Consider the following 15,042-nt stretch of genomic DNA (forward strand, 5'->3'; position numbering starts at 1 on the left):
CGTAATTGGCGTATCTTCCATTCGAGCGGAATATTCAAGGCGTTTATGGTGTTTTTCCCGATAATGCCATCTGTATTGAGGCCATGTTGTTCCTGAAAGGCTTTGATGGCGGTAACCAGTTCACTATCGTAGTATTGGCTCTCACTGGGAGTCAGGTTGAATTCAGATAGGCCATCAGCCGCGTATGCTTGCGTCATACGCTGACGGACCAAAGGAATACTGGGGTAAGTATCACCGGGCCGGATAGACGGTGAACTGGGAACACGAACCCATTCGATGGAATCTCTGAGTAGTCCTTGATAGTGCACGAGGGTCTGTTTGAGCAATTGATAATTCAGCGTTTGCGGAGACAATTTCTGCAGTGACTGCTCCAAATAACCGGCGTGTATGGCTTCTTGTAAGAATGCAACAACATCAAAATTGGCTTTCGGGATATGCCAATCCCGGTCGGCTGCGGTCGCGGAAAAACGACCGCGTGATAAATCTTTTGCTAGTCTGAATACTGCGTGTGTCGTGCGAATCTCCAGCTCAGTTGCTGCTGCTGGAGAATTTTCTGAATGCTGTAACAGTTGTATCAATTGTTGTAATTGATAATCCTGGCTGTCCAATCCCTCGGTTTCAGCGCTGGCGATGAAGGTCAAGGCTATATTGAGCTGAGGTGATTCTGATGCTCCCGAAATCCATATCGGTTGATAATTCCGGGCAGCATAAAATCGTTGTAAATCGGCTATCCCAGTTTTGCTTAGTCCCGTGACAGGAATAGATAGCTGCCGCTCAATTTCCTTTGCATCAATGAGTAGGGCGATTGCATTGGTGGCATTCAATATGAAGAAAAGATAACAAAGAAACCGGAATGTCAGAAAAAAGGTTTTGAGTTGGTAGCGTATCACGCAGATTTCCTTTGTTGAGCCAGTGTATTAAGAGATTCCAGGATTTTAACATCAATGATATGCACTGAAATACTTGCTTGAGAGGGAGAATTACCTCGCTTTTGTCGATTTTCATTGTTATTTCAGACCAAAGAACCAATGTTTCGGTTGGCAGTGCTGATTGACGCCGATAATGCTCAGGCAGCCATCTCATTGATGATCATTTTCGCTTGCTCCAATATCAATTCAGTCGCCAGCAACTGAATGTCGGGCGGATAGCCGAATTGCGCTAGCGCCTTTTTGACAATCTGGCCTTCACACTTTCCTTGATGGTCCAGTCTATCGAGGCGTTTTGCCGCACGTGCTGGCCAGTACGATGGTTAGTTCACGCAACTGGTTATTTTGCATCAACTCACGGGCACTGGTGTTACTGGCGACAGCGGTGTAAAAAGCGTACTCAAATTTGGTTAAGTCAAGTTGAATCGGCCCAACTATTCCGGACATTTTTTAGTTTGAGTTAAGTCGCATCAGCTGACCCCTCCAATTCGTTCCAGTGCATCGAGTACCAAATCGGTATGCCATGAACAGCTGACGCGCCAGCAAACAATACATCGCGCAAAACATCCGTGATAAAAGACACATAAACAAATCCCGTCCACGTCGCGACAAAGGTGATGTCCGCCACCCATAGCTGATTGGGGCGCGTCGCTACGAATTGCCGATTAACTTTGTCTGTTGGTCGGTCAAGCATGTTATCCGCAATCGTTGTCCAACATTTTTTACCGCGCCTGATGCCTTGTATTCCCAGTTTCTTCATCAACCGTTCGACTGTACAGCGCGCAGCGCGAATTCCTTTGCGCAACAGTTGCCGCCATATTTTGTTAGCACCATAGACTTTGAAGTTGTTTTCCGATACACGTCGTATATCGCTTTCAAGCTCTTTATCTCGTTTGATGCGATCGAGTAGTCGGTCAGGGCCTCGTTCTCGTACTTTATGCTCGTAGTAGCTCGAAGTGGCAATCTGAATTTGCTTGCAGATTGCCTCGATCCATACTGCTCTTTATCTCGATCGACAAATACCACCATCACTTCAGTCGGCGGTCGAGCCTCCTTGCGCAAAATAAGCGGATGCCTTTCGTAATATCTCATTGGCACGCTTTAATTCTCGATTCTCACGCTCTAAAGTTGATAACCCGCCTTGGATACCCTGATCTGTTTCTGGCTGGCGTATCTAGGTACGCAGCGTTTCCGGTGCTATCGATTCTATAGCTGTCTACTGAGACGCGCACTCCCCTTGGTGCTCATGCACCAGCAGGACAGCACGTTTCCGAACCTCCGGTGAATATCTCATTTGTTTTATCATTACTCTATCCTCTCAAGAAATAGAATCTCCGGCAATCCCGGGGCGATTCAATTTTGGTAGCAAACTTGTAAAAGTTTACATGGAGAATCCTGTTTAGATGCTTTAGTGTCGTTTGTGGTAGTGGGGATTCATCTCATTAATCCTAATTTTATTCTTCTAAAGGGCGGAGGCTAAGTTTGACAGCCGTTCCAGCCTTCAGTACACTGAATTCAAAAGTAAAACTCACTTGGTATTTGTTTTTTCTTAACCCCCAGAATAAAGCGAGAAAGGCATATTTCATGGATATTAGAGCAATTCCTGTAGGTGCCAATGTGCCCAACAATGTCAATGTCATCATCGAAGTTCCAACTGGTGGTGAACCTGTTAAATATGAATTTGATAAACCATCCGGAGCGTTATTCGTAGACCGCATTTTGCATACGCCAATGCGGTATCCGGCTAATTACGGCTTTATTCCGCATACTTTGTGTGATGATGGTGATCCATTCGATGCCCTTGTTATTGCCCGTTCCCCGTTCCTCGCCGGATGCGTGGTGCGTGCGCGGCCAATTGCGCTACTTCATCTTGAAGACGAACATGGTGGCGACGAGAAGCTTATCTGCGTGCCAGATACCAAGACTTTTCCTTATTACGCCCATGTGCGCGAGCGAGCTGATCTGCCTGACATCGTGTTTCAGCAGATAGAACATTTTTTTACGCATTATAAAGACCTTGAACCTGAAAAGTGGGTACGTGTAGGTCGCTGGGGCGATGCGGCCGAAGCGCGTGACATGGTGATGCGAGCAATTGAGATGGCGAAGGCTGCGGATTGAGCGACAGTTTTTTGGAGTAGGGCAATGATAGAAAGAGACTGGATCTTACAGTTGAGACAATTCGATAAAGCGGAATGGAAACTAGCTTCGTTTAGCATTTAGATTAGGCTGATTAGCATTTTGATACCCAAACCATAAAGCAATACAACAAAAATTGTTCTTAGAATGGCGGTCTTAGTCGAATGCGTGAGTCTTGCGCCGAGTGGCGCCGTTAACATGCTGGCAGATACCAGCCAGATTAATGCGGGTAAATAGATATAACCTAAACTGTCGTTAGGAAGTGTTTCTGACTGCATCAATCCATTTGCGACATAGCCGATGGTGCCTGCAAGTGCAATGGGAAAGCCAATGGCGGCTGCGGTACCGATGGCGCGTTGAAGTTTAATTTTGCATAAAGTAAGAAATGGCACTGACAATAACCCGCCACCAATAGCTACCAAGCTGGAAAGTGCGCCGATAACCGCACCAGCGAGCAAAAGACCGATTCTTCCAGGTAATTGAAACATCGGGCTGGGGCGAAACTGTAGCAAGATTTGTGTGGCAGCATAAAAGATAAAAATGACGAAAATGATGCTTAATAGCTGTCCCGTCATTGATCCTGCTAGAGTGGCACCGCCGAGTGTGCCGAGAAAAATCCCGGGTGTGACATTTTTCACAATCGGCCAATCCACTGCGCCATGCTGATGGTGTGTACGTAAGCTGGCAATTGATGTGAAGATGATGGTAGCCATTGTGGTGCCGAGTGCCATATGGATGATACGGTCAGCGGGAAAATCTTGGGCAGTGAACACAGTAATTAACACGGGCACGATAATAAGTCCACCACCGATACCGAGCAAACCAGCAAAGAATCCCACAAATGCGCCGGTCAGAAGGTAAATTAGCCACCAGTCCATGCTTGGCCTCGATTAGAAGTATCCAATACAATCATAGTATATCCAGGATGAATTGCCATTCTGCTGGGTCAACCGGAGTGATTGATAAACGATTGCCAGTTTGCAGCACTCGCATTCGATATAGTTTCGAATATTGCCTAAGTTCCCTGATCGGGATGAGGCGGGTTCTTTGTACTAGAGTAAGTTCAACATTAAACCAGCGTGGATTGTTTAACGATGCCTTAGGATCAAAATATTTGCTATCTGGATTGAATTGCGTGGCATCCGGATAGGCGGGTTTGCTGACAGTTGCGATACCCATGATGCCGGGATCTTTGCAACAGGAATGGTAGAAAAAGACTGGATCGCCGATATTCATCTGATTGCGCATAAAATTGCGTGACTGATAATTGCGTACACCTTCCCATGCTACGGTCTGTTTGGGTAATGCTGCAAAATCGTCAATACTAAATTCATAAGGCTCTGATTTCATTAACCAGTAACGCATTTTTGGTGGATTCTAACTATTTTTTCAAAAATACTGCACGGTAGTGTCTGGTTTCTGTAATATGCCAGAGTTTCAATCTATTCATTTTAACTATTTTAGCCATGATTAATCACTCACTTTCTGATATTTCGGTTGCTGCTTGGGTGCAGGGAGGGCCGATTGTATTAAATAATTTAGTTGGCTCAGTGGTGCTGATTGAGGTTTTTCAGGTAAATTGCCCCGGATGTTTTATTTATTCATTGCCTAGAGCTATCGATCTGCATACACGCTATCATCAACACGGATTGGTTGTGATCGGTTTGGCGACGGCATTTGAGGATTATGACAAAAATACGTTCGAGAACTTGCAGAAATTGATTACAACCGGAGAAGTGATCGGTGAAACTCTCAAAGCTCTGAATCAATATGGCATATTATCAGAAGGTAGGTTGCCATGGAAAATTCCTTTTGCAGTGGGCATGGATCGCGTTGTAGCGGAAACTGAACCTGTAACTGATAAGCGAGTGCTAAGCTATACTGCTGAATTTCTTCCTGATTTTGGAAATCTTGGCGATGAACAGAAAAGATCGGTGCTGCAGCAAGTGAGGCAGTATTTGGAGCAGAAATCGATGAAAGCTGAAACTTTCGAGCGCTTTGCACTGCAAGGCACGCCATCGTGTATTTTGTTCGACCGCAAGGGTCAATTAAAAGATGTTTCATTTGGCCAGGTTGATTATAAGCAAGCAATGGTTGAGCACTGTATTAAAGAAAAATAATTGTTCCTGATTTTGCCTGTTGTTGATTTTTGAAGAGTGCGATTGGGGAATATAAAAAGGATTACGTTAATAAATGCTCTTCAAGCCAAACTTCAAATGCATGATGGTCATTTAAATCATATTGCCAACACTGAAATCCAAGTGTTTTCCCAGCCGTGATGTTTTGCGGCTGATCATCGATATAAATAGTCAACGCCGGATTAAGTCGGTAAGTATTGATGGCGTATTGATAGATTTCAAGCTCTGGTTTTAGTGCACCAATTTCGAATGATAATGCTTTGTGATCAAAACAGGAAAATTCAGGATAGGCGGTGAAAATCCAAGGGCAGTGGATCGCGCTGATATTGGAAAGCAAAATCAGCGAATAGTTATTTCTGGCAAGTTTATGAACACATTGCCACATTGGTTCATTGACAGTAAAGATTTGCCGCCAAGCATGATAAAACTGTTCTGCTGAAGCGTCGCTTGCTAGAGTTTTCAACGCCCATTCAGCAAAACTTTTTGGATCAATTAATCCAATTTCTAATGCATCTTTCTTTTTCAATACTTTTCGGATGCGTTCTTGAGGATTCTCGATATTTATTGGTATTAGTTTTGTTAGTGATGATTCAAAATCAAAATCAAGTAAGACGCGTCCAATATCAAACAAACAAGAATGTTTTTGAAGAAAATGAGGTTCTTCTTGCTTGCAACATTGAGAGGTTGTGTTAAGTGTCATAAAACTAAAAGGACGAGAAATGTTCCGAAAATATTTCTCGTCCTGAAATAGCTCCCCACATATGCCGTTAGACCATCATCTTGAACCATAAGGTCCAAGGCGGTTGTTTCATGGACACATCAGGCACATCCATTAATGGCGTACACAACAGTATCACTAAAATCCACAACCATTTTCTAAAAATGGTTCAAAGAATATAAGTCTTAACGAACACCGCAGGGATTAACCTTCATTTCTCATTGTTATTGCTTCATCAACTTTCTTTTTTAATGTAATAATTCTACGCTTAAATTCATCCATGTCAAAACCTGTGACGTTTCTCAACATTAACAATTCATGTGTAATTCTTAGCGCTGCAATAAGCGCGATGCGATCAGCATCGATTATTTTTCCTTCTGCTTTGATATCTCGCGCCTTATTATCCAAGTAAGTTGCGGCGAGTTGAAGCTCTTCACATTCCTTGTCAGTGCATGCGATGCTAAATTCACGACCGATAATACTAATGTTTAACGTGGTGTTATTCATTTTTAGGAATATTCAACAAAAGTGCCTCAAGTCGATCTGCTGCCACATGTATTTTCTCATTTAATTTCTCGCATTGATTATGAGAATCTGCCAATTCTTTCTGCAATATTTTATTTTCTACGCGGGTATCCTGATACATACGTAAAAGTAAAGAAACTTTTTCTTCTAAAGATTCCAGTTCTGTTTCCATAGGGCGCAAATTTTTGAACTATCAAAAGGTTATTACGTAACCAAATCTAAAATTCTACTATCGTGCCCTAGTTTTCGACTAAACTACAATCGATAATTATTCTTATTTTTGTAAGTATAAATCTCTATACTAATTATAATTTACGGTGAGTGCCATCACAAAATGGCGCATTACCGGTTTTCTTGCAGGTACATAACCAAGCTGTTTTATTTTCGCTGGCTGAAAATTTTTTTGGTGTGAATTCAGTGTTTTTATGCGACCCATCACAAAAAGGCTGAGATTTACTCTGACCGCAACTGCACCAGTAATAATCTTTTCCCGATTCAAGTTGAACTTCAATCGGTGAAAAGGATAATCCTGAATTTGAAGATTGATTCATTTTTATTGAACGATGTGCAAATTTAATTTAATTATTTATCATTAGCATGGCTTAACATTTTAAGATCCATACTGAAGAGTATTTTATAACTATATATTCTAAATGTCATTTTATAGAATAATTAACAGGCTTTGTAGGGATTACGGATGCTCAAGTAATATCTTTAATATTATTGTAAAAATTATTCCTTATACAAATAACCGTAAAGCACTAGGGCTACCTGCAATAATATGATTATTTTTCATTAAAGTTTGTATTTCCAGTAGTTGCTGTTTGCTTTTTTGAATTCCGCTTTCACTTAGTGGAACTCGATTGTCATCAACCATGATTCCACCCAGTGTGTTGGAGAAAATCTTGGCCAAATGCGTCATTTGATCAAATATCCTTTCTCCATGGGCAACTCTTGGTACGTCCAGCAGAAAGGTTACACCATGCGTTGTTAATGATTTGATGTTTTCGGGTAGGAATGGAGAGGACTCATAATTATTTAATGTAAATAGAATATTATTGCTCTCGTCGCGATATTTGAATAGTCCATCTGTTTCGAGTCTGAATCCGGAGGCTTCCGCTAGCGCTCGAATCTTAGTGCCGACAAATGCGCCGTCATCTTTGCTAATGATATTTATACCTATCATAACATCGACTTCAGCGCAAAACTTATCGAGCATAACAGCCTTCTCATGCGCACTAACAATATCCGGACACTCTGCTGAGGAGTTCACTTGTGATGCGAAATCGAGAACCAAATCCCTGAATTTTGATAAATTGACTTCACTGATAGGGCCGGACCTGTCGGCAAGTTGCAAGCAGCCTTTTAAATGGCAGTAACCGTCGCTATCCACATTGGATTCAGTGGAGATTTCTTCCCATGGCTCATTTTTATCTTGCTGGCCCAGCCAATAAACTGGCTTTCCAAAGTCAAATTTTCTTTGTAATAACTTGGCAATATGAGTATTGGCAATAACAGATTCTGATCGGATATTGACAATATAATTGGTATTGCTATCGTAATCCAGTAATGGTGAGGTTGTTGCAGAACTAATAGCAGCGCTTGTTTGAGAGGTATTAAATGGTGGATGTGCAGGTGGTGACATAGTCGATGTTTTGTTTGTTTCAATTGGCGGCAAATCAAATTGATCACCAGTCTGGATCAAAGTGTCAGGCGCAGAATCTGATGACATTTTTTTGTTAAATTTTGGTTCAATACGTTGAAAAGGTTCATCAGAATGATGTGTATCCAAGAGGATATCATCATGTTCATGTTCAAATGCAGCCTGTACTTCCCGACGGTAACGCAGTTGTTGCAGCCAGTTAAAAACAGCAACAGCAACGATAACTATGATACCGATAATGATCAAACTTACCTGCAAGTCACTCATGCTAAGAATCTCCATATTATCTCCTTGCTAATTCTTAAAGTTGCTGTTTGGTACAGCAGATTATGTCAGTTTTTTATACGACTTAAAACAATCATTAGGTTACAGCCTGCTGGCTGTGTTTTTCCATATTAATTGCATCAGCGAGATCGACGGCTACTATTTTTGATACACCTTGTTCCTGCATTGTAACTCCAATTAATCGCTGTGCCATCTCCATGGTTATCTTATTGTGGCTGATAAATAAAAATTGGGTGTGTCTGGCCATATTTTTCACTATTTCACAGAATCGCCTGGTATTGCTGTCATCAAGCGGTGCATCTACCTCATCCAGTAAGCAAAATGGAGCTGGATTTAATCGGAATAATGAAAAAATTAATGCCAGTGCTGTGAGCGCTTTTTCTCCACCGGATAATAAATGTATAGAGCTGTTCTTTTTTCCTGGTGGCTGCGCCATCAACTGTAGGCCTGCATCGAGAATTGTGTTATCACAAAATTCTAGCCTAGCTTTCCCGCCTGCAAATATGACTGGGAAAATATCGTCCAGATAATTATTTATCAAAATAAAGGTTTCTTGTAGGCGTTTTTGAGTTTCGTGATCTATCTGCAGAATGGCATTGTCTAAAGTGGCGATGGCTGTATTGATGTCATGTAACTGTATCAGTAAATTGGATTCTCGTGCGCGAGCAATTTTAAGTTCTTCTAATGCCGCAAGATTGACAGGGCCAAGCTCTGCAATTTTTGTATTGAGCTGATTAATCTCAGATTCTAATGCTGTCGTATTTTTTTTGTTAATGAGTGGTAACAGAAATTCCATTTCAATATCTGCATCATTGATCAGTGCATCAAATTGGTTCATTGCAATTGCGGCAGCTTGTTCTTTGAGCTGTAACTTATTCATGGTTTCTCGCAATGAATAAGATACTTGTTCTGATGTCATGCGGGTATTTTCTATTTCCCGTAAATTTCTTGCGATATTACTAACTTCTTGACGTACCTGTAATGCAGTTTGTTCGACTAATTTGCGTTGTGCTTGGGCGTCTTGTAGCAGAGAGTTGACTCGACTTGTGCCGAATTCTTCCTTTTCCTTGAGCAGATTGGCATGACTCTCCGTAAATTTCTGAAGATCTTCATCAATAGTTTGGATGTGAGTTTCAATTTCAATTATTTTATTTTGGCAAGTTTTTTCATGAAAGGCAGTTTCTTGTATTATTTGTGCGGATTTCAGTATCTTATTGCGTAAATTCACAAGCGCATGGTCGGTAGCTTCCCAGGCGGATTGAGCTTGTTTTGCATCATTCTTGAGTTTCTCGATTTGTATCAAATTATTTTCAAATCTTGTTTTCGCAGATTCTTGTAGTGAAATCTCATGAGCCAGTGTTTGCCTGATTTCAGTCAATTCGGAATTAATTTGCTCATGGCGATGAATCGTGCGTTCATTAGCTTGGGTGAGTTTAACAACTTCAAGCTGTAGTTTGTGCCACTGTTCTTGTAGTTGTTTGCTATTTTCGTTAACGGAATGGATGGTACTCACCAGTTCTGCACACTGGTGTTCTGCTTTTGATAATAAGACGCGTTGCTTCTGAAGAAATGATTCATGTTGATCAATTTCTGTTTGTATTTGTATCAGTTCTTGCTGTCTAGACAATACGCCATGCAAATCTGAATCAGGTGCATAAAAGGTTAAGCTATTACGGGTAATGATATGTCCTTGACGAGTTACAATTATTTGATCTGGTTTCAAAGCCGCCCGTTTGATAAGACCTTCTTTGACGTCTTCTATGACATAAACCGGATATAGCCAATTCTCTAAAACATATTTGATTTCAGGTTGATCAACTGTGAGAAAAACAAGCAGTTTTTTACAGTTTATTAGGCTATTTGTTGCTGATGGTGATACTGCGTCCGGTAAAATGGATGGATTCTTGTCAAAAATTGTCCATTTTAAATTCGGTGCGTCATCAATCCAATTTAAAACATTATCCAATTGCTCGGATTCAATGCTGTTGAGTCGTTCGCGTAATACTGCTTCCAGAGCATTTTCCCATTCTGGTGAGATATTTATTTTCTGCCATAAACGGGGTAATAGATCCAGTTGATGCTGGCTGAGCCAGGTATTGAGATCCTGATTATTATTAAGTCTTTTCTGTAAGTTGTTTAGTGCGGTAAAACGAGCAGTGGCCTGAGATAATTTATGTTGCAGTTTTTGAATTTTGTTAGTAATTTTTTCTTTATTTTTGGTTGCCTCAGACAGGTGATTTTCTAAACTTTGACACTTCAGATTTCCATCTTCTAGAGCTCGTTTGATTTGCTCAGCTTCTGATTGTAATTCAATCAGAATGGATGGTTCAATCGAGATTAATTCATTTTGTTCATGTGATAAGCGCGCAAGTCGAGTTTCTAGCTGTTGAATGTTTTTTTTGGCATGTGCAAGATGATTTTCTTCAAGCTGATTTGTTTGTTCAAGGATTAAAAGGTTGTGTCGGTATTCGTTTAATTTTTTCTGACGGCTGAAGAGCTCAGTTTCAATAGCTGGAAGTTTATTATTTTCCTCGTCATGAGCAAGAATGCCGCAGTGGCTGGATAATTCAGCATTTGCTTTTTCCTGCTGCCAGTGTCGAAGATTTTCTAATTTTGTTTCTTTTGATTGATGGCTTTTTTGAAGTTGAGCTTCTATTTGTTGAATTTGCTGCGTTAAGCGATCTTGTGTGCTTATTAAATAGGTTATCTCTTGTTGCAGGCGTCCTATTTCAGCATCGGAAGAATATAATTTCCCTTGTATTTGGAGCAGTTGTTCATTGACGACCTGTTCCTTTTTACGAACGATCTCATAATCTTTTTCTGCACTATGTTGAGCTGAAAGTGTGGCTTCCAATTTTGTTTCAAGTTTCAGAATTTCTTTTCTTGCAGCATCACGTTGGTGCATGGCATCTGCTCGACGCTGTAACCACAGCAAGGATTGTGATTTATGCATTGCATCCTGTAACAATTGATACCGTGTAGCAATGTTTGCCTGTGTTTCCAAATGTTGCAATTGGGCTTCTAATTCCTGGTGGAGATCTTCTAAGCGTATTAGGTTTTTTCGAGTTTCAATCAGACGCAACGAAGTATCGTGCCTTCTTTCTCGATACTGAGAAATTCCGGCAGCTTCTTCTAGAAAACTTTTTAATTCCAGCGGCTTTGCTTCAATGACTCGTGAAATCATTCCTTGTTCGATGATGGCATATCCATGACTGCCCACACCGGTGCCCAAAAAAAGATCAGAAATGTCACGTCGTCGAACTTGGAGGTTGTTAATGAAATAACTTGAAACGCCATTCCGCTGGAGCACACGTTTAATTGCAATTTCGGTATAATTGGCCCATTGGCCGGTTATTTTGTTTAAGTGATTTTCAAATACAATTTCAACACTGGCGCGTCCAATAGCTTTTCGATTCTTCGACCCGGAAAATATAACATCTTGCATCGAGTCTCCCCGTAGAGCCGAAGCTTTTGATTCCCCCAAAACCCATCGTACCGCATCTATGACGTTTGATTTTCCACAGCCATTCGGGCCGACAATACCCACAAGATCGTGGGAAACTGGGATGGTAGTTGGTTCTACAAAGGACTTGAAACCGGCTAGCTTGATATAGGCAAGGCGCAATTTTTTTGTTTATGAGATAAGACGGTTATAATAGGAAAGGCGCATTACGCAGCTAATATTGTAACCGAATTAATTTAGATATGAGTATGAAGAATGGCTAGTAAACCTGAGAAAACCCTTGAAGCATTTCCAAATCCATTTATTAATCGGGATTATCACATTCATATGGAAATTCCTGAATTTACTTGTTTGTGCCCCAAAACAGGGCAGCCAGATTTTGCGACTCTGATTTTGGATTATATTCCGGATAAAAAATGCATTGAACTTAAAAGTTTAAAATTGTATATCTGGTCATACCGGGATGATGGAGTGTTTCATGAAGCTGTGACAAATATGATTCTTGATGATCTCGTTGCAGTTTTGAGACCGAGGTATATTAGACTAATAGCGCGTTTTTATGTGCGTGGCGGTATTTTCACGAACATTGTCGTTGATCATCGTAAAAAAGGATGGAAATCTAAGGCTATGATTCTAATGCCAGAATTATCTGGACAGTTAAACACTCGAGAATGATTATTAATTGTCAACATGAAGGTGTGTTGATAATCATATGATTTGTAAGTGTAAATTAACTTTTTCAGCATATCAATATGAAGAAAACAGTTTGCAAAGAGCAAATTTTTATATATCCTGTCATACAACATGGATTTATAAAAAAATATATAGATGATTTTAAAAAGAAATATTTTTTCTGCTATATTATTTCTGCTGTTTTTAGCTACGCCTTCTTTCATATCGTTTAATGCATTTGCAGATCGATTACTGCACGACAAAGCTCAATATCACTCAAATTTGTGGGAACGCGTTCGTAGCGGATTTGCACTGGCACTTCCTCCGAATAATAAGGCAATTCGCAAAATTGCAGCTTCGTATATACAGAACCCCCAAGCATTTAATCGCATTGTTACAAATGGTGAGCGTTATTTATTTTATATAATGGAGGAGGTTGAGCGCCGCGGCATGCCGATGGAAATAGCATTGTTGCCGATAATAGAAAGCGCTTATGATCCTTTGCTTAAATCAAATAAACAAGCTGCAGGTTTGTGGCAATTTATACCTGAAACTGGACGAATTATGGGTTTGGAGCAAACTGTTTGGCATGATGATCGACGTGACATCGTGGCGTCAACACAGGCGGCTCTTGATTACCTTCAATATCTTTATCAAAGATTCGATAACTGGAAATTGGCATTAGCGGCTTATAATTTGGGGGAGGGTGCGGTAAGTAAAATTTTAGCAAAGCACATACACAAAGGAAGGTCCATTAATTTTTATGACGTGAATTTGCCAAGCGAAGTAAAGCATTATATTTACAAGATATTAGCAATGAAGGATATTGTTGTTAATGCTAAAAAATATGGCTTGCAGCTCCGATCGGTACCGAATCGACCGTATTTTGATACGGTCAAAATCCATGATCACATCGATATTCCGCTTGTTGCACGCCTTGCTAATATTTCAGAAGTCGAATTCACCGCATTGAATCCAGCTTATAACCGTTACGTTATAAAAGTGAGTGATCAACCTCGTACTTTGTTGGTACCGAAAGAAAAGAAAGAAGTATTTGTTAGGAATTTAGAAACTTACCATGATCCTCGTATTTCGTGGCAATTCTACCGGGTCAAGAAAGGGGAAAAAATTAGCGAGATTGCTACCCGGCATGAGACTACTGTAAAGCAGTTACAAGTAATTAATGGGATTGCCAGAAATAAAAATCTTACGCTAGGGCAAAAAATATTAGTGCCTCAAATTGTGGCGGAGAATCGAGTGAATAATTCTTCATTGAAGAAGCGGGCACAACGTGATCAATCGCTTGTTTATGTTGTGAGAAGAGGGGATACCTTGTATGAACTTGCAAAGCGTTATCGCACAACAGTTGATCAGATTAAACGCTGGAATAATAGCGATGAGAATTTGTCCATAGGGCAGAAACTGGTTATGCTAAAAGGATAGTGTTTGTGGTATAGCGCAAGCTTTATTTAAGAAATTTGTAATATTTCTTATTCGATATTTTTAAGAAATTCAATAGCCCAACTAACGCCAAATCCTGTAATCTCGCTGTTAATGGCGCCCAAGCCATGTTTGTGACTGCTTGCGGATAAATCCATGTGCAGCCATGGTGTGTTGTCTATGAATCGTCTTAAAAAGCACGCTGCAAGAATATGGTCAAAATCTCCGTCTAATTCGCATTGTTTGATATCTGCGATATCGCTTTCAAGACTCTCTTCATAATCTGAATCCATAGGAAAAACGCAAACACGCTCTCCACTTCTCATCCCTGCGATGACTGCTTTCTGGCATAAATTATCTCGATTGCTGAAAATCCCACTGTATCGAGATCCTATCGCTGTTTTCATGCTCCCTGTTAAGGTAGCAAAATCAATAATCAGATCAGGATTTTGTTGACACGCTAAAGTCAAAGTATCTGCCAATACCATTCGACCTTCTGCGTCAGTGTGTACGATTTCAATCGACAATCCGTTTAATGCTGAAATAATATCGTTTTGCTTATACGCACGCGGACCGATATGGTTTTGTGCAATGGCAAGCCAACAATCAATTGTGACGGGTATTTCTGCTCGTGTGGCTGCAAGCAAAATGCCTAATGCGACGGCGGAACCATTCATATCCTCGTGCATACTTTGCATATGGCGAGCTAGTTTTATATTGTGACCACCGGTATCGAAGCAAATACCTTTGCCGACAATAGCAATGTTTTTATTTTTGGAACTAGGCCTACAATTATGTTGTAAATGCACAATAGCGGCATCTTCTGTTTCGCTACCTTGCGCCACTGCGACGAAAGCACCGGCTCCCATTTCTTTTAATTTGTTAAAATCAAATTCTTGGTACTTCCATCCTTCATTTTCAGCCAGCTTCTTAATTTGCTGTCGATAAGTCTTTGGAATTAATTCGTTTGCAGGAAGGGCAGTGAGTCCTCTTGCTAATAGATTCCCTTCCGCTAATGCACGTTGCAAGGAAAAGTTATTGGCATCGTGGTGGCCATATAGAAACATCTTAGCCAG

At 40.7% G+C, this 15,042-nt stretch carries 17 protein-coding genes, 1 other RNA gene and 1 other annotated feature; of the genes, 4 read left to right on the forward strand and 14 right to left on the reverse strand.

Annotated elements, in window-relative coordinates; translation table 11 throughout:
• From Q0C11_RS12200 to Q0C11_RS12215, 4 genes are all read right to left on the reverse strand, one after another.
• Nucleotides 1–890: peptidoglycan-binding protein (locus Q0C11_RS12200; RefSeq protein ID WP_293008362.1), on the reverse strand; the 890-nt coding region annotated here is incomplete at its 3' end.
• A 318-nt stretch (nt 891–1,208) separates the two neighbouring features.
• Nucleotides 1,209–1,373: a type I restriction enzyme endonuclease domain-containing protein gene (locus tag Q0C11_RS12205; protein WP_293008364.1), complete on the reverse strand. Its 165-nt coding sequence runs from the start codon at nt 1,371–1,373 to the stop codon at nt 1,209–1,211.
• 13 nt (nt 1,374–1,386) lie between these two features.
• Nucleotides 1,387–1,794, reverse strand: a complete 408-nt coding sequence (locus Q0C11_RS12210) for an IS3 family transposase (protein ID WP_293008390.1) — start codon at nt 1,792–1,794, stop codon at nt 1,387–1,389.
• A complete protein-coding gene (locus tag Q0C11_RS12215; protein ID WP_293008366.1) occupies nt 1,686–2,018 on the reverse strand; it encodes a hypothetical protein in 333 nt (110 codons plus the stop codon). Before Q0C11_RS12215 ends, Q0C11_RS12210 begins: the two co-directional genes overlap by 109 nt.
• Nucleotides 1,884–1,996: a sequence feature (AL1L pseudoknot), on the reverse strand. Its footprint overlaps the gene before it by 113 nt.
• Before the next feature lie 492 nt (nt 2,019–2,510).
• Between Q0C11_RS12215 and ppa the strand changes: the two genes are divergently transcribed.
• Nucleotides 2,511–3,044, forward strand: a complete 534-nt coding sequence (gene ppa / locus Q0C11_RS12220; RefSeq protein WP_293008392.1) for an inorganic diphosphatase — start codon at nt 2,511–2,513, stop codon at nt 3,042–3,044.
• A 98-nt stretch (nt 3,045–3,142) separates the two neighbouring features.
• Here ppa and Q0C11_RS12225 read toward each other — a convergent pair whose 3' ends face one another.
• Together Q0C11_RS12225 and Q0C11_RS12230 are read right to left on the reverse strand one after the other, a co-directional pair.
• Nucleotides 3,143–3,940, reverse strand: coding sequence for a sulfite exporter TauE/SafE family protein (locus tag Q0C11_RS12225; RefSeq protein WP_293008368.1), 798 nt, complete (start codon nt 3,938–3,940; stop codon nt 3,143–3,145).
• Nucleotides 3,941–3,971: 31 nt separating this feature from the next.
• Nucleotides 3,972–4,427 (reverse strand): EVE domain-containing protein, encoded by a 456-nt coding sequence (locus Q0C11_RS12230; protein WP_293008370.1) that lies wholly within the window; start codon nt 4,425–4,427, stop codon nt 3,972–3,974.
• Between the two features lie 101 nt (nt 4,428–4,528).
• Between Q0C11_RS12230 and Q0C11_RS12235 the strand changes: the two genes are divergently transcribed.
• Nucleotides 4,529–5,182: a TlpA family protein disulfide reductase gene (locus Q0C11_RS12235; protein WP_293008372.1), complete on the forward strand. Its 654-nt coding sequence runs from the start codon at nt 4,529–4,531 to the stop codon at nt 5,180–5,182.
• Between the two features lie 61 nt (nt 5,183–5,243).
• Here the strand turns inward: Q0C11_RS12235 and Q0C11_RS12240 are convergent, their stop codons facing one another.
• The 7 genes from Q0C11_RS12240 to smc all read right to left on the reverse strand — a co-directional run bounded on the left by Q0C11_RS12240 (nt 5,244) and on the right by smc (nt 12,016).
• Nucleotides 5,244–5,900 carry an HAD-IA family hydrolase gene (locus tag Q0C11_RS12240; protein ID WP_367273758.1) on the reverse strand — a complete coding sequence of 219 codons (657 nt, stop codon included), beginning with the start codon at nt 5,898–5,900 and terminating at the stop codon, nt 5,244–5,246.
• Nucleotides 5,901–5,948: 48 nt separating this feature from the next.
• A non-coding RNA gene (gene ssrS, locus Q0C11_RS12245) (6S RNA) lies at nt 5,949–6,125 on the reverse strand.
• Complete coding sequence (locus tag Q0C11_RS12250; RefSeq protein WP_293008376.1) at nt 6,123–6,425, reverse strand: cell division protein ZapA; 303 nt, start codon at nt 6,423–6,425, stop codon at nt 6,123–6,125. The genes ssrS and Q0C11_RS12250 overlap by 3 nt, the downstream gene beginning before the upstream one ends.
• Nucleotides 6,418–6,615, reverse strand: a complete 198-nt coding sequence (locus Q0C11_RS12255; protein ID WP_293008377.1) for a hypothetical protein — start codon at nt 6,613–6,615, stop codon at nt 6,418–6,420. Before Q0C11_RS12255 ends, Q0C11_RS12250 begins: the two co-directional genes overlap by 8 nt.
• Nucleotides 6,616–6,748: 133 nt before the next feature.
• Entirely contained in the window at nt 6,749–6,994 is a 246-nt protein-coding gene (locus tag Q0C11_RS12260; RefSeq protein WP_293008379.1) for a CDGSH iron-sulfur domain-containing protein, read from the reverse strand.
• A gap of 188 nt (nt 6,995–7,182) precedes the next feature.
• Nucleotides 7,183–8,388: a cell division protein ZipA C-terminal FtsZ-binding domain-containing protein gene (locus Q0C11_RS12265; protein WP_293008381.1), complete on the reverse strand. Its 1,206-nt coding sequence runs from the start codon at nt 8,386–8,388 to the stop codon at nt 7,183–7,185.
• Between the two features lie 79 nt (nt 8,389–8,467).
• Nucleotides 8,468–12,016 carry a chromosome segregation protein SMC gene (gene smc / locus Q0C11_RS12270; RefSeq protein WP_293008382.1) on the reverse strand — a complete coding sequence of 1,183 codons (3,549 nt, stop codon included), beginning with the start codon at nt 12,014–12,016 and terminating at the stop codon, nt 8,468–8,470.
• Nucleotides 12,017–12,109: 93 nt separating this feature from the next.
• Between smc and queF the strand changes: the two genes are divergently transcribed.
• Entirely contained in the window at nt 12,110–12,529 is a 420-nt protein-coding gene (queF, locus tag Q0C11_RS12275) for a preQ(1) synthase (protein ID WP_293008384.1), read from the forward strand.
• A 153-nt stretch (nt 12,530–12,682) separates the two neighbouring features.
• Nucleotides 12,683–13,969, forward strand: a complete 1,287-nt coding sequence (locus tag Q0C11_RS12280; protein ID WP_293008386.1) for a LysM peptidoglycan-binding domain-containing protein — start codon at nt 12,683–12,685, stop codon at nt 13,967–13,969.
• 47 nt (nt 13,970–14,016) lie between these two features.
• On the opposite strand, the gene Q0C11_RS12285 is transcribed toward Q0C11_RS12280, so the two are convergent.
• Nucleotides 14,017–15,042, reverse strand: a 1,026-nt coding sequence (locus Q0C11_RS12285; protein ID WP_293008388.1) for a leucyl aminopeptidase family protein, incomplete at its 5' end; no start/stop codon positions are given.

The organism is Nitrosomonas sp., from assembly GCF_022842015.1.
Lineage (GTDB): Bacteria > Pseudomonadota > Gammaproteobacteria > Burkholderiales > Nitrosomonadaceae > Nitrosomonas.

Coding starts and splice junctions, on each gene's coding strand:
- Q0C11_RS12205 (WP_293008364.1), bottom strand. CDS start 1,373: ATGTCCGGAATAGTTGGGCCGATTCAACTTGACTTAACCAAATTTGAG.
- Q0C11_RS12215 (WP_293008366.1), bottom strand. CDS start 2,018: ATGAGATATTACGAAAGGCATCCGCTTATTTTGCGCAAGGAGGCTCGA.
- ppa (WP_293008392.1), top strand. CDS start 2,511: ATGGATATTAGAGCAATTCCTGTAGGTGCCAATGTGCCCAACAATGTC.
- Q0C11_RS12225 (WP_293008368.1), bottom strand. CDS start 3,940: ATGGACTGGTGGCTAATTTACCTTCTGACCGGCGCATTTGTGGGATTC.
- Q0C11_RS12230 (WP_293008370.1), bottom strand. CDS start 4,427: ATGCGTTACTGGTTAATGAAATCAGAGCCTTATGAATTTAGTATTGAC.
- Q0C11_RS12235 (WP_293008372.1), top strand. CDS start 4,529: ATGATTAATCACTCACTTTCTGATATTTCGGTTGCTGCTTGGGTGCAG.
- Q0C11_RS12240 (WP_367273758.1), bottom strand. CDS start 5,900: ATGACACTTAACACAACCTCTCAATGTTGCAAGCAAGAAGAACCTCAT.
- Q0C11_RS12250 (WP_293008376.1), bottom strand. CDS start 6,425: ATGAATAACACCACGTTAAACATTAGTATTATCGGTCGTGAATTTAGC.
- Q0C11_RS12255 (WP_293008377.1), bottom strand. CDS start 6,615: ATGGAAACAGAACTGGAATCTTTAGAAGAAAAAGTTTCTTTACTTTTA.
- Q0C11_RS12260 (WP_293008379.1), bottom strand. CDS start 6,994: ATGAATCAATCTTCAAATTCAGGATTATCCTTTTCACCGATTGAAGTT.
- Q0C11_RS12265 (WP_293008381.1), bottom strand. CDS start 8,388: ATGGAGATTCTTAGCATGAGTGACTTGCAGGTAAGTTTGATCATTATC.
- queF (WP_293008384.1), top strand. CDS start 12,110: ATGGCTAGTAAACCTGAGAAAACCCTTGAAGCATTTCCAAATCCATTT.
- Q0C11_RS12280 (WP_293008386.1), top strand. CDS start 12,683: ATGATTTTAAAAAGAAATATTTTTTCTGCTATATTATTTCTGCTGTTT.